This is a genomic window from Sulfurisphaera sp. (genome assembly GCF_059755235.1).
The window spans coordinates 1-17,196 of record NZ_DBPRYF010000009.1 but is presented as its reverse complement, the minus strand read 5'-3'; the positions used below and the strand labels follow the sequence as shown (position 1 = coordinate 17,196).

Annotated in this window: 23 protein-coding genes and 1 pseudogene; 14 read left to right on the top strand and 10 right to left on the bottom strand. The window is 34.6% G+C overall.

Translation table 11 applies throughout. The features are described from left to right. The first annotated feature begins 904 nt into the window (after window positions 1–904). Together AC3OCB_RS00710 and AC3OCB_RS00705 are read left to right on the top strand one after the other, a co-directional pair. Complete coding sequence (locus tag AC3OCB_RS00710; RefSeq protein WP_498340231.1) at window positions 905–1,228, top strand: transposase; 324 nt, start codon at window positions 905–907, stop codon at window positions 1,226–1,228. Between the two features lie 66 nt (window positions 1,229–1,294). Then, window positions 1,295–1,531 carry a hypothetical protein gene (locus tag AC3OCB_RS00705; protein ID WP_498340230.1) on the top strand — a complete coding sequence of 79 codons (237 nt, stop codon included), beginning with the start codon at window positions 1,295–1,297 and terminating at the stop codon, window positions 1,529–1,531. A 73-nt stretch (window positions 1,532–1,604) separates the two neighbouring features. On the opposite strand, the gene AC3OCB_RS00700 is transcribed toward AC3OCB_RS00705, so the two are convergent. From AC3OCB_RS00700 to AC3OCB_RS00675, 6 genes are all read right to left on the bottom strand, one after another. Beyond that, a complete protein-coding gene (locus tag AC3OCB_RS00700) occupies window positions 1,605–2,876 on the bottom strand; it encodes an MFS transporter (protein ID WP_498340234.1) in 1,272 nt (423 codons plus the stop codon). 128 nt (window positions 2,877–3,004) lie between these two features. Continuing rightward, a complete protein-coding gene (locus tag AC3OCB_RS00695; RefSeq protein WP_498340229.1) occupies window positions 3,005–3,199 on the bottom strand; it encodes a hypothetical protein in 195 nt (64 codons plus the stop codon). A 20-nt stretch (window positions 3,200–3,219) separates the two neighbouring features. Beyond that, window positions 3,220–3,621 carry a hypothetical protein gene (locus tag AC3OCB_RS00690; RefSeq protein WP_498340228.1) on the bottom strand — a complete coding sequence of 134 codons (402 nt, stop codon included), beginning with the start codon at window positions 3,619–3,621 and terminating at the stop codon, window positions 3,220–3,222. A gap of 74 nt (window positions 3,622–3,695) precedes the next feature. After that, window positions 3,696–5,633: a protein kinase domain-containing protein gene (locus tag AC3OCB_RS00685; RefSeq protein WP_498340227.1), complete on the bottom strand. Its 1,938-nt coding sequence runs from the start codon at window positions 5,631–5,633 to the stop codon at window positions 3,696–3,698. Window positions 5,634–5,718: 85 nt separating this feature from the next. Continuing rightward, on the bottom strand, window positions 5,719–5,880 hold the full coding sequence (locus tag AC3OCB_RS00680; RefSeq protein ID WP_498340225.1) for a hypothetical protein: 162 nt from the start codon (window positions 5,878–5,880) through the stop codon (window positions 5,719–5,721). 177 nt (window positions 5,881–6,057) lie between these two features. Beyond that, window positions 6,058–6,201, bottom strand: coding sequence for a hypothetical protein (locus AC3OCB_RS00675; protein ID WP_498340224.1), 144 nt, complete (start codon window positions 6,199–6,201; stop codon window positions 6,058–6,060). A 51-nt stretch (window positions 6,202–6,252) separates the two neighbouring features. Between AC3OCB_RS00675 and AC3OCB_RS00670 the strand changes: the two genes are divergently transcribed. Continuing rightward, entirely contained in the window at window positions 6,253–6,507 is a 255-nt protein-coding gene (locus AC3OCB_RS00670; protein ID WP_498340223.1) for a hypothetical protein, read from the top strand. A gap of 70 nt (window positions 6,508–6,577) precedes the next feature. Beyond that, window positions 6,578–7,432 (top strand): RNA-guided endonuclease TnpB family protein, encoded by an 855-nt coding sequence (locus AC3OCB_RS00665; protein ID WP_498340233.1) that lies wholly within the window; start codon window positions 6,578–6,580, stop codon window positions 7,430–7,432. A 79-nt stretch (window positions 7,433–7,511) separates the two neighbouring features. Here the strand turns inward: AC3OCB_RS00665 and AC3OCB_RS00660 are convergent, their stop codons facing one another. Beyond that, a complete protein-coding gene (locus AC3OCB_RS00660; protein WP_498340222.1) occupies window positions 7,512–7,925 on the bottom strand; it encodes an FAD-dependent oxidoreductase in 414 nt (137 codons plus the stop codon). Between the two features lie 198 nt (window positions 7,926–8,123). Between AC3OCB_RS00660 and AC3OCB_RS00655 the strand changes: the two genes are divergently transcribed. After that, window positions 8,124–8,984, top strand: a complete 861-nt coding sequence (locus AC3OCB_RS00655) for a hypothetical protein (protein WP_498340221.1) — start codon at window positions 8,124–8,126, stop codon at window positions 8,982–8,984. Window positions 8,985–9,008: 24 nt separating this feature from the next. Beyond that, on the top strand, window positions 9,009–10,337 hold the full coding sequence (locus AC3OCB_RS00650) for a hypothetical protein (protein WP_498340220.1): 1,329 nt from the start codon (window positions 9,009–9,011) through the stop codon (window positions 10,335–10,337). 571 nt (window positions 10,338–10,908) lie between these two features. On the opposite strand, the gene AC3OCB_RS00645 is transcribed toward AC3OCB_RS00650, so the two are convergent. Beyond that, window positions 10,909–11,754: an MBL fold metallo-hydrolase gene (locus AC3OCB_RS00645; protein ID WP_498340218.1), complete on the bottom strand. Its 846-nt coding sequence runs from the start codon at window positions 11,752–11,754 to the stop codon at window positions 10,909–10,911. Window positions 11,755–11,891: 137 nt separating this feature from the next. Next, window positions 11,892–12,569, bottom strand: coding sequence for a maleate cis-trans isomerase family protein (locus AC3OCB_RS00640; RefSeq protein WP_498340217.1), 678 nt, complete (start codon window positions 12,567–12,569; stop codon window positions 11,892–11,894). 38 nt (window positions 12,570–12,607) lie between these two features. Here AC3OCB_RS00640 and AC3OCB_RS00635 point away from each other — a divergent pair, with 38 nt between their 5' ends. The 3 genes from AC3OCB_RS00635 to AC3OCB_RS00625 all read left to right on the top strand — a co-directional run bounded on the left by AC3OCB_RS00635 (window position 12,608) and on the right by AC3OCB_RS00625 (window position 14,466). Continuing rightward, a complete protein-coding gene (locus tag AC3OCB_RS00635) occupies window positions 12,608–13,306 on the top strand; it encodes a hypothetical protein (protein ID WP_498340216.1) in 699 nt (232 codons plus the stop codon). Window positions 13,307–13,527: 221 nt separating this feature from the next. After that, window positions 13,528–13,833: a winged helix-turn-helix domain-containing protein gene (locus AC3OCB_RS00630; protein WP_498340215.1), complete on the top strand. Its 306-nt coding sequence runs from the start codon at window positions 13,528–13,530 to the stop codon at window positions 13,831–13,833. Window positions 13,834–13,887: 54 nt separating this feature from the next. After that, the gene (locus AC3OCB_RS00625) at window positions 13,888–14,466 is read left to right on the top strand and encodes an XdhC family protein (protein ID WP_498340214.1); all 579 of its coding nucleotides are present in this window, start codon (window positions 13,888–13,890) and stop codon (window positions 14,464–14,466) included. Here the strand turns inward: AC3OCB_RS00625 and AC3OCB_RS00620 are convergent. Further along, the gene (locus AC3OCB_RS00620) at window positions 14,458–14,889 is read right to left on the bottom strand and encodes a zinc ribbon domain-containing protein (RefSeq protein WP_498340213.1); all 432 of its coding nucleotides are present in this window, start codon (window positions 14,887–14,889) and stop codon (window positions 14,458–14,460) included. The genes AC3OCB_RS00625 and AC3OCB_RS00620 overlap by 9 nt on opposite strands. A gap of 109 nt (window positions 14,890–14,998) precedes the next feature. On the opposite strand from AC3OCB_RS00620, the gene AC3OCB_RS00615 reads away from it, so the two are divergent. The 5 genes and pseudogenes from AC3OCB_RS00615 to AC3OCB_RS00595 all read left to right on the top strand — a co-directional run. Continuing rightward, window positions 14,999–15,163: a hypothetical protein gene (locus AC3OCB_RS00615; protein WP_498340212.1), complete on the top strand. Its 165-nt coding sequence runs from the start codon at window positions 14,999–15,001 to the stop codon at window positions 15,161–15,163. Further along, window positions 15,154–15,675: a hypothetical protein gene (locus AC3OCB_RS00610; protein ID WP_498340210.1), complete on the top strand. Its 522-nt coding sequence runs from the start codon at window positions 15,154–15,156 to the stop codon at window positions 15,673–15,675. The genes AC3OCB_RS00615 and AC3OCB_RS00610 overlap by 10 nt, the downstream gene beginning before the upstream one ends. A 17-nt stretch (window positions 15,676–15,692) precedes the next feature. After that, window positions 15,693–15,965: an IS200/IS605 family accessory protein TnpB-related protein gene (locus tag AC3OCB_RS00605; RefSeq protein ID WP_498340209.1), complete on the top strand. Its 273-nt coding sequence runs from the start codon at window positions 15,693–15,695 to the stop codon at window positions 15,963–15,965. 6 nt (window positions 15,966–15,971) lie between these two features. Next, window positions 15,972–16,232 carry a zinc ribbon domain-containing protein gene (locus tag AC3OCB_RS00600; RefSeq protein ID WP_498340232.1) on the top strand — a complete coding sequence of 87 codons (261 nt, stop codon included), beginning with the start codon at window positions 15,972–15,974 and terminating at the stop codon, window positions 16,230–16,232. A 540-nt stretch (window positions 16,233–16,772) separates the two neighbouring features. Beyond that, window positions 16,773–17,196 (top strand): annotated as a pseudogene (locus AC3OCB_RS00595) (ammonium transporter); the annotation flags it as partial.

Here is a 17,196-nt window from a genome sequence, read left to right as displayed (position 1 = left end):
TGTAAGAGCAATGAAGAGGTACATAGTTTATCCACCAAAAGAGTACCAAGAGAAATTGGAAAAGCTCCACGGAAAGAAAGTTAAAGTCATTGTTATTGAGGAAAGTGATTAAGTAAGTGAAAATAATGAATGTTCATTAGGAACTGAAGAGAGGCTTAATGTAAATGGAGGAATAGCTAGATATGAGAATGACTGGTATTTAAGGCAAGATGACAAATCAAATGTATGGCTTATTTCAACGCTATGTTAGCTCAACAATACATCTTGGAAGGAGGCAAAACCAAAGCAAAAAGCTACATTGATTGGGTAATTAAAAATTATGTTACTTGATTAGAATAATACCAAGGCAAATCAGTGGCAAAGGCACATATCCTTCAGTTTCTCCACTAGTTAAGAGCTATGCCGAGTTTATAAAAACAATATACTATTATAAACAAGTTTAATACATAAAATATTTTCTCATAGAAAGAGATAATTTTCTACTAATCTTAGTATTTGTCTCTTTTCCGAAGCTCTGTAGAAATCCCTAGTAAAGCATTTATTTAGGGGATTTTTCGGATTTATGACTCACCATGTGATAACAAAAATTTCTAAATTCGTCATGAAATCAAATAAATATAAGTTGATCGAACAAGCTGTAATTATATCCAAAAGGGTTCTCCCTCCTTATTCCTCTAAGTTCTCAAAGAAGAAGTCCAAGTAGTATCAGCTCTTTGTCATTCTTTTATACAAGGTTTGGACAAACAAAAGTTATCGTGATGTTATTGAGATAATATCATCAAAACTCTGTATTTATTGCCCTCTTATCTCTTTCAGAAATACCTCATTTTCGCAACGGAATTTTGTCAAAGGATTAGCATGAAACTTATTGCTTCTGTCTTTAACAAAATCTCAAAAGTCTTTCATGGGACTGCTGGATAATATAACCATAATTGATAGTTCAGGGTTTTCCGTTAACTACCACTCATATTATTACGATAAAAGGCTTAACGATTTTGGTAGGAAGAAGAAGTATGTAAAAGCAACAATAATTGTTGATGAAAAATCGCAGATAGTAGTTGTATATGACGTTCATTTTGGTGAAATTCACGATTCAAAGGAGTTTAAGAAGACGTTGGAAAACATGGACAAGGAACTAGTTGATAAGCTCGATGTCATTATTGATGATAGGGGATACGACTCAGAGGAAAACCACATTATTGCCAAAAACATGGCCTTTTTGCAATAATACCAGGAAGGAATGAGGATGTTCCGATACATCTAAAGGAGGAAACAGAAAAGGATAAAAAAGTACTTGCCAGAAGAGTACAAAAGAAGGCCTATAGTTGAGACTGTGCATTCAGCAATAAAGAGGAAGAGCGGATCATTTGTTAGATCAAGAATACCAGAGTTAGCTGAAAAAGAGATTGCATTAAAGATAATAGCGTATAACATAAGAAGGGTAATAATCATAAGTAATTCTATATTCATTTTCATTGTTTTTAGGTTTTCTACAGAGCTATCTAATTATAGAAAAGATATAAGTATTTAAACCAACTGACTAGGGGAAAAGGTAATACCCTCAAAAACGGTTTACTGATCGATAAAACAACTTAACTATCTCTTTAGGGCACCGGTCTTTTTTCACCATGTATTTTCTCTATGCTTACAAAATTAACGTCGATTCCTTCAAAATACCATATAATGGACATCACTCCGCCAATCGCCCATAATATAAAGCTGTAGACCAAATATAATGCCAAATTGTTTGATAAGTAAACCGAAAGTGCATAAACTGATATAGCAGACATTGTTATTGGCACTATTCTTATAAGTCCTATCATAAATGCCCTTAATTTACTAGGCATCAAAACTGGCTCATAAACCGTTCTAACTGCCCATCCAAATTCGCTAAAGAGCATATTTATTACTAGAAGAACATAAAACATTACTAAGTTAAAGTTCATAGTTAGGAGAATTATTGGTACCATACTCAATGTTCCACCTATATATGAGAAGAGCGTAAATACCCTCGTTTTAACCTTGTTTATTATATAAGTTGCAATAAATCCTGTAATTGATGCACCCAGATTCGCTATAAACACTATGAACGCAAGGGTACTACCTTGAAAGTAAAAGTCTGCAACATAAAAAGCCATTAAACCATAAGTTAAGTATTGTGAAACACCTATTAAAGCTAGGAACAAATAACTGAAACCAAGAGATATTTCCTTTTCCACCTCTTTTTCTTTTATTTCATTTACTCGTCTAACTAATCTTTCCACCTCTCTTTCTGCCTCATATACTTTACCTTTCACTGTTAACCATCTAACCGACTCGGGCAATAGTAGCCTTATTATTATAGCTGTTATTATGCCTAGAGCCGCAACTAAACCGATTGATAAGAGTTCAATTGCAAATGAGTCTGAGGCACTGTAAGTGATATACCCTATCAGCGCAGCCACCATTGCACCTATATTATCAAAGTTCGGTGCTAGAATTAACATCTGATCTCTATATTTTAATGGCATCATTTCTGCTGTATAGGACAGCATTACTGGCACTTCCCCTTCAACGCCAAGAATACCTAAAACTATTCCGAGTATAATTAAAAGAAGATATGGGATATTAGCTAAGTTATTTGTGTTAAATCCTGCTAATACAGCAGCTAAAATTAATAGTGCTGTTCCAGCCGAATAAAGGCCCATAGTTATAAAAAAGGTCGTTTTTCTTCCTAACCTGTTATCAGAGAAAAATGGCAAAATTAAGTCCCCAGCCAATGTAGCGAAAGTTGGCATTAATAAGAAAAGTATGTTGTTTATTGAAGGATAAATTAAAGGTGCTATTGATGATATAACTCCCCACATGAAGTAACCAACTGCAAGAGAGAAGAACATTAAAGTGTGAAGTGACGTCCACACACTTTTGTCTACTAATTCTAATGGTTTCTTTTCCACAATTAAATTGTATATTATCAACTTATAAATATGCTTATATGAATTTTCAGAATCTTTGTAAAAATTAATTATTCATATTCTATCTTGTAGCACATTTGATCTTTGTTCTTTATTAGCAAATCGCATCCCTTATAAGCTAACCATACTTTAACTTCGCCAAGTTTCTGAGTCAATATTACTGTTGCTGGTTCATTAGAATTTTCCTTAATCCATAAAGCATATCTCCCGTCTAAACTGTCTAAATGCGACAAAAATTTTTCCACTTGCAAATCTTCAAGCACATCTACAAGAAGTGAAAAACGTAGAGTCCAAATCTTAAGCTCCTCGATCTTCTTCTTTCTGATAGTATCATCTTGTATTCCAAGATATTATAATAGTAAAGTTTTGGATTTATTACTGCTTCTAAAACACTACTATCTTCTAAGAAATATACCTTAATATTATTTTTCTGCAAAAAGGATCTAAAAGTAGAAAGTTTCTCCAGTAGTTTACTGACGATCTCGGCTTCTGGTAAATTAAACTTCAAGTTCAAACATTCAGCCTCTACTTCTTTGCAATTGTTCTCTAAGCATTTATTTATGATAAGTTGTAAATCCCTAGTATATTCAAAGATATAGTACTCTTTTTCATCTTTTCCTTTACATGGCTCTAAATAATCTCCTTTAATGCAATAAATGAATTTCATTATTTATTATTGGGTTAACTAATATTTATGGGTTCTAATTGTTAAGTTTTAAAGATTCTTTATATAGGCTGAATCTAACCTAGAAGTTTAACAATTTCTGAGGCGTCTTTTATCCTTCCTTTGATACACCCTACTACTACTTGTTTTAATTCTGTTGGGACGTTGAAGGGTAAATCAATACTCCACGAATTTATTACATTTTTTGCCTCTGCAACTTTCACTAAAGCCCCTCTTAAATCATTGTTTAAGTATAAGGTCAATCCCTCATCTAATGGCTGAGCAATTGGGCTAATTTTGTTGGAAAGCATTATATAAGTAACCATACCCAAAGAGAAGATGTCCATTTCTTTTTCTGCCCCTAAGCCTAAAATTCCATTTTCAAGCTGTTTAGGTGAGCTATACTCCGGTGTTATTTGATATATTTTCCCTCCAATTTTTGTAGCTGACCCAAGATCTCCTGGCTTTATTATTTTAGGATTCGTTAAAAGCCTATTTAATGTTGTACTTAAATCTTGAGGTAGTTTCTCAGCGAAGAATATGTTCTGTGGCTTTATATCGAGATGTACATAACCTGATGAATGTATGTGAGAAAGCGCTAATGCTACTTGCTTAACAATTATCTTTACGATTTGATACCATTCGTTCTTCTCTACATAAAGTGACATCAACTCCTTCACGGTTCCTCCTTCCATGTATTCCATTATTATAGCAGGAGGATTATGTAAGTACGTCTCGCCATTCCCTCTAATTATGTTACTTATCTGGTTTATGTCAATGAAAATCCCATACAGTTTAACTATATTTTCATGGTTGCTTAATTTAACAATATTGTTTGACTCTTTGAATAAATCCATGAAACTAGTTATTGCTATGGTTTGGGATCTAGAAGGAGGACCTATCTTGAGAATTTTTATTGCATAACTTTTCCCTCCGTTCTCCCCCTTTACAACATAACTATTTCCTCCTTCTCCTATAATTCCCGTTATCTTATAACCATAAATTTGCTCATTTATCCAGACTTTGGGATCCCATGAATAGACGTTAAGTTGTTTCGTTTGATACACATTTTGTTGTAGATCTAGTTTTACACACTCATAATTTATGCTTATAATTTTTTGATCTCTATTAACCGTGTCAAACCTCTGTTCTGGTTCACACATAACGTTTCCTATTATAATCTCGCTGGCTTTCCAAGATATTCTACTAGACGAGGGTAAGAGTGGTATTATTATTTCATTTGAGTCTACTTTATGAGTAATCTTTATTCCATCAACTTCTAACGAAACCTCAGAATTCTTAGGTAAGCCCTTAATTACGAAAGTAACCATACAATCTTTAAATTTATCTAAATCTACAGTCTGATGTTTAGTAAAATTTATCTTTATTTTATCTCCTCCCTTCGCTTCACCATAATATGTATCTGGTATGTAATAGTCGTTTCCAACTTTTACTGGACAGATTATATAATTACCTTCTTTTTCTTTAATGCTAGTAAAATCGTCGTTTACCTCATAGGTTTTGCCATTGAAATTTAAAAACCAAGTAACTCCTTGGGGAAGTCCGCTTATCTCAAAGAATATCTCCTTGTAATCCAATCCTTTATATCCTCTATAAGAGAGAAAACCTAAGTATGCAGAAGTAGCAGAAACTGAGAAAAGGATATAATAGTTTAAAGGAATTCCCAGAAGTATGGAGCCAAGATAAAATAAAAGAAATGTAACATCTACTATTCCTATCAAAATATTTCCAATAACGTAATATGTGTCAGATTTACTACTATCTTTCAAGTCTAAGATTATGTAAAAGGATGTTAAGAGAGAAGCAGGGTATAAAAACGTTGGAAATTCAATAACACTTGATATAAATGAAGTGGGAATAGCGTATTTGATGTATTTTCTATTTATTGAAGAAAGAAATGTAAAAGGTGCCGAAATTAAACCAAATAAAACTAAGGGAAAATGAATTCCATAAATTATAGTTAAAAAAGTGTTAGCAATAGTCGCACGGAACAACTTATCATTAAGAATTTCCGTAAAGCATCACCGATCAGACCGGTGGTCTATAATCACCAATCATTATCCCAGCGATTGTTTTAGTTTATGTAAAAGAGGTATTTAAGAATATATAAACCAGCGTTTCCCAGATCACGTCATTTCTAGTTGCTTTTACATACTTTTGATCCGTGATCCGGGTTGGCCCTAGGCGTGGTATCATTAGCGTCAACCATGCTGCATGGGGCTCTGTCGAGGCTAACGCCATGAGCCTCCCATTTGTGGCTGTCAACTCTTCTCTTCACGCATTGCGCATCATCAAGAGGAATTTCATACAACTTTTTCTTTAGAATAATTAATAATAGTTAAGAGTATATAAATTTATTGCTATATTGGAAACAGCCTTTTCCGGTTTTTAATGAACTCTCCTTATTTTTACTTATTTTTAATCACTTTCCTCAATTACAATGACTTTCACTTTCTTTCCGTGTAGCTTTGCTAACTTCTCTTGATACCCTTTTGGTGGATAAACTATGTACCTTTTCATAGCCCTTACAACTTTTCCCTCAAATACATATATAGTTGCCATAATCTAATATTTATACAAAAGTTTATAAGTCTGTATGCTAAACAAAAACTTGTGAAAACCACAAAACCGATGAACCCGTTTATCCCCTCAGAGGAGGGGATGGGTGAGAAGTACAGACTAGCATTAAAAGCAGAAGCAGAGACGAAAGAAAGAGAAGAGTTGTTGTGGGAACTAGTCGAATACCGCTATAATCTGCAAAGGATGGTAGATGAGTTATGGGACTTGAAAGAGATGCCTGGCAAGAGCCAGTTACACACAATGTTTTACGACAGATTGACAGAAGAGAAAGTTATAGAGCTCATGTAACAAGGAACATGTATAAAAAAGCAAGGGAAATTATGAAGCAAGCAATAAAAATAGAGCTTCACATGAACCTATACTTAAGAGATTAACTGCTGAGTTCGACAATCAAGATGCAAGAGTCGATCTGAAAAGGGGAGAAGTTAGAGTAATTTTTAAGAGCAAAGGTAAATGGTTTTCCCTCAGATTAAAGCATAGGAAGGAGTACATTAGTAAGTTTCAGAAATATAAATGGAAAGAAGTATATGTCTCGTACCGCAACGGTAAATTCTACGTTAGTGTTGTTTTTGAAGTTGATTACAAGCCATATTTCCCGCTAGGTACTATAGGACTTGATGTCAACCTAGTAAAGCTAGTGTTTTATGATGGTAAAAAAGTGAGGAGAGAAGACACCCCATTTGTCAAAGCTCTATCTTTAAGGGCAAAAGCTGAAGAAATACAGAGCAAGTACCCAAAGAGGTGGAGGTATAACAAAAGAATATCAAACAAGGTGAGGAGTCTCCACAAAAAAGCTAAAAATGTAGTTATAGATGGGTCTAGGAAGTTTGCCAAAAAGCTTGTCTTATTTACATTGAAAAAGAAGTATGCTATCGTGTTAGAGGATCTAACTGATTTAATTGAGGAAATGAATAACACTGGTAAAAGGAATAGGTGGAAGTTGTCACGTCTTGATTACCGTATACTTCAAAATGCAATAATAACAAAAGCAATAGAGTATAACGTTCCGATATACTTCGTAGACCCTAGAGGCACGTCAAAGCTATGTTATAGGTGTGGTACAGAGCTAATATACCAAGGTAGATTAGGGATTTGCCCTAAGTGTGGTTTTATTGCTGACAGAGACAAAAACGCATCCATGAATATTCACAAGAGAATGTGGGGGAGCCTAGGGTCTCTCCTGAACGCCCCTGCAGTGAAGGATGAAACCTGACAGAGCGGGGGAAGAAGAATGAGGGGATGAGGGGAGCTATGCCAAGATTATCACGTGTATTTAAAAATCTCAAAAAAATCTAAAAATTAGCTCCTGACCCGAACCCTAGAAACCCATCTAGCGTGTGGTGCATAAATGCGTATTCGTGTCCAGGGATTTTTTCGAAATTCTCCTCATAAGCTCCTCCTAACGCTACAAAGAGGTAATCATAATCAAAAACACCTTTGGTCGTTTTCACTTCATTTGATTGAGGGTTAATCTCAGTTATATCGACTTCAACAAACTCAACGTTCTTCTTTTTTAACTCCTCCATAGCGTCAAATTCTGTATCCTTTACTTGAATATCATTTGTTAATAAGAGAGGGAAAATAGTGTTTTCTCTCACTATCTTACTTCTCGATATAACTGTTATTTCTACAGTAGTATTATAATCTCTAATTCTGTGAGCAACGGTTAGTCCACCATATCCTGCTCCTAGGATAAGAATTTTCACAGTTTAATTATATTTTATAAAACCTATAAGACTATTTATCATAAGCTAGATTATGAAAAGAAGCACTCAAGCTAGAGCGAGTTATGAGTTAGAAGAGCTATCTTCATGTATGGCAAGAATAAGCTGATAACTAAATATAATTCCTTCATTTACCATATTTTGGCAAAGATTTAAATTAGTTCGGGAGTAAAGCATATTATGAATAAACTCGGAGTAACTATTCTAATAATTCTAGTGGTAGGAATTGTTGCTGCTACTTTTCTGTATTCAATGACAAGAACGGTGGCAAATGCAAATGATTCTTCGTTAAAAATAAACTATCAGACTGTTGGTACTGTAAAAATTTACAACACTTCAGCTCTAGTACCATTCCTTTCAGAGTATGTTTCTAACATAAGTTATGTGAAACTTGCATCACAAGTGGTTCAATATGGAATACTGAATTTAATAAAAATCAATAATACAAAAGGCGTAATAGGATACTTTAAAGGAGGAGTTCTGTCCTCTTTTGCATTTACTCAACTGAATCAAACACTAACGTCTCATGGCTTTAAGTACGCTGAATATCAAAGTTTACTTTATGATTATAATACTACAACTGCTATTGGTTTTGACGGAAAATACTTCTATGTAGTTCATGATAATTCAACAAACCAAACATTAACGACTGACCTACTTTACTATATTTACAATTCGAATAAGACTTTCTCTTCAACAACCCAAAATGGCATGATTGCATCTGGTACGTTCGAAAAAGGTAACTTTACAGCCTACTCTAATAACTCTCAAATAGTTCTTCAAGGGTACTTCCAGGGTAACTATACTAACTTGACAAAGCTACTTAAGTTCTTTACCTTCACAACATCAAACTTTTCAGCAACTGGCAACATTGTTTTCAAGAATGCCACAGTAGAAGTATACTCGCTTAATGTTACATACAATGGCAAAACCCTATATGTTGTAACAGGGTTTAAAGAAGTTCAGTCAAATATGGTTTATGGCGTTGGCATAATATCATCTCAAGAAATAAGCTTGAGTGAAGTTCTGTCACTTCTTTAAATATTTGTTTAAAGAGATTTTTTTGTGAAGCTTCAAGTCATTAAATATTTTATTCTTTCTAGGTTTACTAGATCTTTCGTTATAGGTACAATTGCATTTCTAATCTTAATGATTATAACATATGCATCACTTTCCAAGAGCATATTTGAGCCTAGGATAATTAGTGGATTAAAAGTAAACTTCGCTGAATTTGTCACATTCTTCGTAATTTTTAGTGGCTTTTCTTCTACAGTACAAAAGGCAGATTACGACTTTCTTTTGCCATCCCCGTTAACTAAGAGTGATGTAGCCTTTCTCTACATTATAGCCTCGATGTTACTTGGAGGAGGCTATTTCATAATTTTAGGTTTAATCTTTCTCTTTATCTTCCCTCTTGGAATTGGGATAATGTCCTTACTTTCTTTCTCTTTATTTGGGATAGCAGTTAGTAGTCTATCATTGATAAAGGAAAAGGTGTACTTAGTCGTGTTTACTGCATTATGGGTCTGGCTTCCTTTCTTCAAAATACCTTACTCACCTACAGAGATGCTCTTTGGAGACCCCATCTTAGGAGCTCTTTTTAGCTTTGTCTATTCAATTCCAGTCTTATTCAGAGCAGTAACAGATCCACAGATTCAAGTAACTTCAGAAAAAGGAGGGAAAGCAAAGCAGATTATTAAAACTCCTGCAGGGAAAAACTTCCTTACGATGTACTTCCTCTTAACTTATGAGTTTGCATGGGGTTATGGTAGTTCATTATCTGGGAGAAAGCTCTTCTATTACATCCTCTCTTTTCCCAAAATACTTATTGTTTCTTCGATTATCGCTGTAGTCTACTTTACTATATTTCAATTCGTAAATTATAATTTTTACACTATAATGGCTCCTTCTATCGTTATTTTAGCATTTTTAATGAGCATGGGAATTTACTCTGTTTCACAAGAAAGACCATGGTTAGTATTTATCTTTGTAGATAGGGGGTCTTACTTATCGAAAAGGATAAGGATAAAAACACTTCAGAACGCACTAATCTCACTACCATTTGCAATTGCGGATGCCCTTCTAGGTGAATTACCTTTAGGTCTCGCTCTGTTTTTCGGAGCATTATTAGGTTATTCTCTGACATCATACCTTGCCAGCAAGTTTAATCCTATTCAATTTCGCGGAGAAGTGTACAACTACAGAGCAGGAAGCGGGATGTTGCTCATTATATTCTCCGAATACCTTATAATGGGTATTTCTGTGATTCTCGGACTATTTCTAATAACTTCGGTTATTTTTGCAATACTTTCAGTTATAGTTTTCTTGTTGATAACTAGAAAAGGTATATGGGAAAAGATATCTTATGAGTTGGTGGAGAAAGGATTCGTCTAAGTTATTAAATAACGGTCATGTTGAGAGAAAACGTCTTCATAACCGATTACATAAACTACCTCTAACACTTTTTATGATGTTAAATAATATATAAACTATATAGGACTATATAGTCCTATATAGTTTATATTCTTCCCTTTACGTATTGGATAAAGAATCTCTGTCGATAAAGTATAAAGGAAAAAGTGTGAAGTAATATCCTATGAAAATCCTGTTTATAACCAATGATAAAAAATTTTATTACAATGAAGGAAAAATAAAAGAGGTAAAAAGTGTAGATAAGCTTGATGGGATTGAAGTAAGGTTTGCAAGACCAATGATAGTTTATGATGTAGAGCTTCCCCTTTCTTATTTTGTCGAAGAATTAGGTAATCTTAGGGTTGGTAATTATACAGTTTCACAGCTCACTCAGTTACTATACTTCCACAATTATATCGTATTTGTTGACCATGAGAAAAAGAAAATCGAGGTTTTAATTGACAATGGAAAAATGATAGAGTTGCCATATTCAAAGCTAGATTTTCTCAGATATTATTTTGCAAAAATAGGGAGAATACTACTCGAAAGTGAGTCATTCGAATACCTCCAAGCTTCTTCCAACACCGAAATCGACAAACTTGTCCTTAGCGATAAGACTCTTAGCAAGATTACCGCTACAATGAGCAGGGCCTATTCTACTAGCTTCGGAAGAAAGCTTGTTAATAACGTCGTTAACGTGCTGAGCCTCAGAAGAAAGCAAGTGAAATCCTCCTAAAACAGCGTAGATTTTATCCACACCAGTAACTTCTTTAGCATGTGTTACAATATTTAAGACATTTGAGTGACCACAACCAGTTAATATCACTAAACCTCTCTTTGTGTTAACAAACAGAGCTACATCGTCATATAAGTGGTCAGTATTCACTCCTTCTTCATCCTTGGCTGAGAACAAACCAGAGTTATATTCTGGGTTACCATAGCGTTTTACTTCACCGCTAAACATTACACCATTCGCAAATTCTAGTGGTTTTCTAGTCAAAATCAGATTAAAATTCTTTTCTAATTCATCTCTCGTTAACGGTATTCCTATGTATTGAAGCTTTCCGTTCCAGTTTAAAAATTTCTTTTCGAAGATTGAGGGATGAGCAATAACTGTTTTTCCCTTTATGATGTTTAGTAGTTCTTTATTTCCTAAACCTCCAGTATGGTCAGAATGACCATGGCTCAGAACAATGTAATCTATACTTGAGAGATCTATACCAAGGAGTTTAGCGTTATGAAGTACTGGTAATCCCGAGTTTCCTACATCATAAAGAATCTTAGTTCCATCTGCTTCTATATATGCAGAGAAACCCCACTCGCCTATTAATGGCGGTATTATTGTACTGGTGAAATTATCGCTCAAGACTACCATTTTCAGTTTTTTAACCTGATCCATGATTAATGATCCAATCTCAATATTAAATACTTTTCAGAATAGTTTTTACTCCTCAATAGGTGACATAGTTTGGACCCCTGATTTATCCCTAATCTGATTTCTCATGCTCAAAAACTTCAGCTGTAAATCTCTTCATGCTAGTTTTCGAAGCCTGGCAACTTCGTTTTTATTTTTATTTTGTTTAGAGCCCCCCACATAGCAGCAACGTTCTCTGAAATAACTGGCATTTCTAAATCCTCGTGGAGATACTGGACCGCTTCATAAGTAGATAGTGCGGTACAAGCTATATAAACTCCATCAGCTTTAACGACTTCATCTACGTGTTTTTTAACTAATCTATATATAGTAAAGATCGGTGTGTTTGAAATGTCAACACCTCTAATTTTTCCTAGTCCGTCAAATCCTACAATTTCGAATCCCTTCTCTTTCCACCATTCTACTTCTTCTAGAGTTCTCTCTTTTATATAAGGAGTTCCTACCAATAATTTTCTGATATTCAATTTTCTAAGTAATTCATAGGCTGATTCTTCTGGTATTATAACGTCCTTTATTACTCTCCTTATAACATTTGCATGCTTATGGGTTCCATATGTCCTTCCATATATCACAACGTCTGAGACCTCTTCTAACAAAAAATGTGTTTGCTTAAGCTCTTTCTCAAATTCCTCCACGTTCCCTGGCTCACACCCCTTTGTAGGTCTCATTCTTGTAGAATGTATTGTTACTCCTTCTGGAGCCATTTTCCATAAATCATATTCCATACCCGCATTATTAGCTGGCAAAATTAGTCCAATTCTTCCTCTTCCTCCAGGCATTGAAAAGTCTTTAATTCAACTAAGACTAAAAAATTTGTGTGAGTGTTAAGACAAAAATTAGAAAGGCTATAAAGAACTTCTTTCAGTACGAGAAAGAAGGAGATAAGAAATTGCTGAAGAAGGCTTTATCAAAGATAAGATATGAAGATGGTTACGTTTATTTTCAAGATGAAAAAGTCAAAGTTAATTCAGAAGATGACGCTGTGGGAGTTTTCCTTGCCCACATTCCGTATATTGTTTTAGGAGAAGGAGAACTCCACTGGGATTTGCCAGAGAAAGTTGTGAAAGTTCAGCAGAGTGCTTTAAAACTCCTAGATTGTGGAATTAATGACGTAGCAACCTTGGAGATTTATCTAGTAATGGAAATGGCTTTACGTTCTCTCTACTCTGAATATGTAAAAAACGGTGTCATCATCCAGTATAAGGATAAGAAAGTTAAATTAGAAAATTATGATTATCGCCGTATAAAACTCTATATCAGGAGAAAAGGATGGAGCCAATATAAGATTAAGGTTAATGGCGAGATTTTTCCATTTTCTCAAGGTTCTCTTTTATCCTGGGCTGAAAAGTATATGAATGAAAAAATGAGTTTTGCATTTCGCCTTTCATTAAATGTAAGGAATCTTCTAGCTCATGGAGAGGTGGAATGGGATCTATATCCCTCTTTGAAAAGCTTGATGTCAGCTTCTCATGCTTCTTGGCTATTGTTCAATAAACTGAAAGAAACTTCAAAATGATAAAATGATATTTGGAATTTATATCCTTCTACTCATATTTCTAAATAACATGCTATAAGTTGATTTAATACTTACTTATACCAAAGATATAAAAATCGTAGTACCTCTCTCTTGTTTGTATATAACACTGAGTGATGAGGAGATATTTCTGTAAAACTCCTTTTGTCCCCCTACCAGTTTAGAAATAAAATTTATAAGGTTCTTTTGATTACTTATATTTGATGACAGAAGTCCAAATGGGAAGAAAAAAGAGGACAAGGTATGAAATTATACACGATATACTATCTCAATGCGAGAATGGTGCAAAGAAAACTTGGTTAATGTACAAGGCGAATCTAAGCTATGAATTAACAAACAACTACATTAACAAGCTAGTAGAGAAAGAGTTAATTGTACAAAAAGACGGTCTGTATTACCTGACAGACAAAGGAAGGAAATTATTAGATCTCCTTAAAGACTACAAAGAAAAGAAGCAGAGCCTCGATAAGGTAACTGCACAGATCAAGGACATATACGGAGAAGACTAATAAAAATGTTTTTGAACTAAAGGCTTTTTATTTTTTCTTTTTCATATTTCTTTTATGAATATTGTTATTTTTGCTTCAAGTAGAGAGGCAGAAATGGAAGAACCCGTATTTTGTGATAGAGACAGTGTAAAAGTTGATACCTCAAAATGTACCGGAAAGAGTATTTCGGTAGCACCATTTATAGCAAGGTACCTCAAGGACTTAGGCTTTAATGTAACTGTGGTGGATCCTTTCGCAGACGAGACACAGTATGAAGCTGATAAAGTAATAAAAGGAAGTAGTTTTCAAGTTCCAGATGAAGTGGTTAAGGACGCTTATGTTGTTGTAGCCACTAGGCATGTATATGATACTTGGGCTATAATGAAATCTATTTATGGTGGGGCAAAAGAAATCGCTGTAATAATGAGCGTAAAGAGGGCAAAAATAATAATGCAAAGACTTTTACAAGCAGGGATTTCAAAAGAACAACTGAAAAGGCTGAGAATACCAGCAGGGTTAGATATAGGGGCAAAGAGCGAAAAAGAAATTGCTTTAAGTATAGTTGCAGAGATTTTAGCTGTTACAAGGAATGGAACTGGTAGACCATTATCTGAGGTAAAAGAGTTTAACAAGGTTGTAGAGGAGTTAAAATAATCTTGTCCCACAATTCATACAGAACTTAGCTCCAGGTGGATTTTGGTAGCCACATTGAGGACACTTTATTCCTTGTTGCGTCATTGGTTGTTGTGATGGCATAGGTGTCTGTTGCATTGGTTGTTGTACTGGTTGCTGAGTAAACTGTTGTGTGTTATATGGTATTGGCATATCAAACATCCCATCATTTATTTGTTTATCAATGTTAGAGAACAGTCTATAATTTATCAGTTCTCTTTCTAGAGGACCAATGTGCTCTTCCTCAACAATTATTGCAAACTCGTTTGGATAACCTCTAACTCTCACAATCATCTGCTCTGTATGGTGCAAATGTCCTTTTTTCATTGCCCTTATTTCATAGTCATAATATTGCAAACCAGCTTGTGGCATACCAGGTTGCATCATTGGAGTGGACAACTGCATTATTTGACTTTCCCATCCTTCAGAAAGTAATAAGTTATTTATAGCTGAAAACCTCGCTCTTTAAAGAGGAATGGCAAAACTTAAAAAACTGCAAAATTAAGGTGTTTTTGTGGCTAGGTCAACTGGATTTCAAGTCTCAGTTCAAATGAAAGTTGCACCTAGTCATGAGGTTAAACACCTTGCTTATGTGTACACTAGGGCTAAACAACTCGTTGTCAATTGGCTAGTTGAGAATAAACCAACTTTCAAGAGTGATAAGAGCTATTGGCAATAATCCACCATGAATGGTATGAAAAACTGAAAGGGATGGGACTGAAATCACGCTTAGCTGAAGACTGTGAAAGAGACGCTGGAAATATATACACATCATGGTTAGAGAATCCAAACAAGAATAAGTCAAAACCTAGGATAAAGAGTGTATCAGTCATCCTAACACCTAAAGCGTCATATAACTTGAACTTGCAAAAAATGAGATTGAGCATCATGGGTTATAAGACACCAATTCTAGGTTATTCAAATACGTTATTGCTATACAAAGATTGGAAGATAGCAGAAGCCAAGCTAGTTAAGAGAGGGGAAGATTGGTACTTATTCATCACTTTTAGCAAAAAGGAAGAGAAGGGAAAAACAAAGAAAGAAGGATTAGCAATTGAAGGTGGAAATAAGGAAGAGAGGAAGAAAAAGAAAGAGGAGTTTAAACCAACTGGTGCAGTTGCTGTAGACATTAATCAAGACTATCTTACTGTTGGTAATGACAAACAGATAATCCAATTCCAAGCCGTTTAGATGATGCGTATCATTATGTGGAAGAAGCCCAAAAGCTACAAAGAAAGTATCCTACAAAGTGGAGGTACTCGAAACATATACAAAATAGGATTGCTCGCTTCTTTAGAAGGGAAAGGAACATCTTAATGGATTTTGCTAAGAAAGTTGGTAGGTGGATAGTTGATGTTGCTTTACTGTTGAAAGCTAACGTCATAGTGTTAGAAGAGCTAAACAAAATGATTAAACATGTCGGTGATTTAAGGAAAAACTACAGATTGAAGCTATACCTTATGCAATATAGGAGAATATAAGAGTGGATTGAATGGCAAGCCAAAAAATACGGATTGAAGGTAATAAAGGTCAATCCCGCTTATTCCTCAACCACATGTCCTAAATGTGGAACTTTGATGAAAGAGAGTGATTATAGGACGTTTAAATGTCCTAAATGTGGTTTTGAGGAGCATAGAGATTATGTTTCAGTCCTCAACCTTTATGGGAGGGGTCTTCTGCACCTCTCGACCGCTCACGGAGTGAAGGGTGGGAAAGACCACTCAGACCGTGGGAATCCTCGCTCTTAAGAGCGGGGGGGTCAGCTCTTGAGCTAAAAGAGGTATGTTGACATATCTACCCGTGTAATTTTTCTGCATAAAATATACTGGTTGAAGATAAAAATAAATCTTTCTCAAAGACCGTTTGTCTCTAAAGGATATTATTAGTAGATATAGAATGATTAAAATCTGCTAAGGGCTTCCAAACTCTTTCTTAGTTTTTTCAACTGCCATGGTGCCATGAGTAATATTCTCCCCCAACAGCAAGAATGCATCTATGTAATCAATAATACAGCTTTGAGCATTGCTCACTTTTTTATGAGCTCTTTAAACACTGTATTATTTTAGCTTAAAACGGTCAATCTTTCTTCCTATTTTCAGTTATTTGCTTATACATTTCTATCAGAATATTTTTAGTTAAAACATTTGAAATAAAAAACGATAATAGTTAGAGCGAGAATTGTAATTACTAATACCTTAACTGTTTCACTTAATTACGTCATAAAATTAAAAAGTTTTAGTGCAAATATGGAAAATGCTTTTAATCAATTTAGAGATACACATTGTTCAATGAATACTAGGAACGTTATCAAGGCACTTACCACATTAGTTAGTTTTTATCTTTTAATTCACTTCAGCGTTTTAGCACAAGTTTCCAATCAGACTATTTTAAGTCTAGAAAACCATACGGCAGATTATCCTCCAGCCTCAGTACCAACCTGGTTGGATACTGGAAGCAATGCATGGATGTTAACGGCTGCGACTCTTGTAGGTATAATGAGTATCCCAGCCCTTGCGTTATATTACGCAGGATTATCAAAAAAGAAGTATGTGGTGAACACTTCATTAATGGTATTTTATTCCTTTGCAATAGTATTAATTATCTGGATATTAGGAGGATATAGTCTAGCTTTTAGTCATCCTGCATTGATAAATATAGAGGGTTATGGTATTTTAGGGTATCCGTCTCCAGTTTGGCTAGGACATGACGAAG

Excerpts from the sequence above, each read along its gene's own strand:
- AC3OCB_RS00710 (WP_498340231.1), top strand. The coding sequence starts at position 905 with ATGGGACTGCTGGATAATATAACCATAATTGATAGTTCAGGGTTTTCC.
- AC3OCB_RS00700 (WP_498340234.1), bottom strand. The coding sequence starts at position 2,876 with ATGTTCTTCTCTCTTGCAGTTGGTTACTTCATGTGGGGAGTTATATCA.
- AC3OCB_RS00690 (WP_498340228.1), bottom strand. The coding sequence starts at position 3,621 with ATGAAATTCATTTATTGCATTAAAGGAGATTATTTAGAGCCATGTAAA.
- AC3OCB_RS00680 (WP_498340225.1), bottom strand. The coding sequence starts at position 5,880 with ATGGCGTTAGCCTCGACAGAGCCCCATGCAGCATGGTTGACGCTAATG.
- AC3OCB_RS00675 (WP_498340224.1), bottom strand. The coding sequence starts at position 6,201 with ATGGCAACTATATATGTATTTGAGGGAAAAGTTGTAAGGGCTATGAAA.
- AC3OCB_RS00655 (WP_498340221.1), top strand. The coding sequence starts at position 8,124 with ATGAATAAACTCGGAGTAACTATTCTAATAATTCTAGTGGTAGGAATT.
- AC3OCB_RS00645 (WP_498340218.1), bottom strand. The coding sequence starts at position 11,754 with ATGGATCAGGTTAAAAAACTGAAAATGGTAGTCTTGAGCGATAATTTC.
- AC3OCB_RS00640 (WP_498340217.1), bottom strand. The coding sequence starts at position 12,569 with ATGCCTGGAGGAAGAGGAAGAATTGGACTAATTTTGCCAGCTAATAAT.
- AC3OCB_RS00630 (WP_498340215.1), top strand. The coding sequence starts at position 13,528 with ATGACAGAAGTCCAAATGGGAAGAAAAAAGAGGACAAGGTATGAAATT.
- AC3OCB_RS00625 (WP_498340214.1), top strand. The coding sequence starts at position 13,888 with ATGAATATTGTTATTTTTGCTTCAAGTAGAGAGGCAGAAATGGAAGAA.
- AC3OCB_RS00620 (WP_498340213.1), bottom strand. The coding sequence starts at position 14,889 with ATGCAGTTGTCCACTCCAATGATGCAACCTGGTATGCCACAAGCTGGT.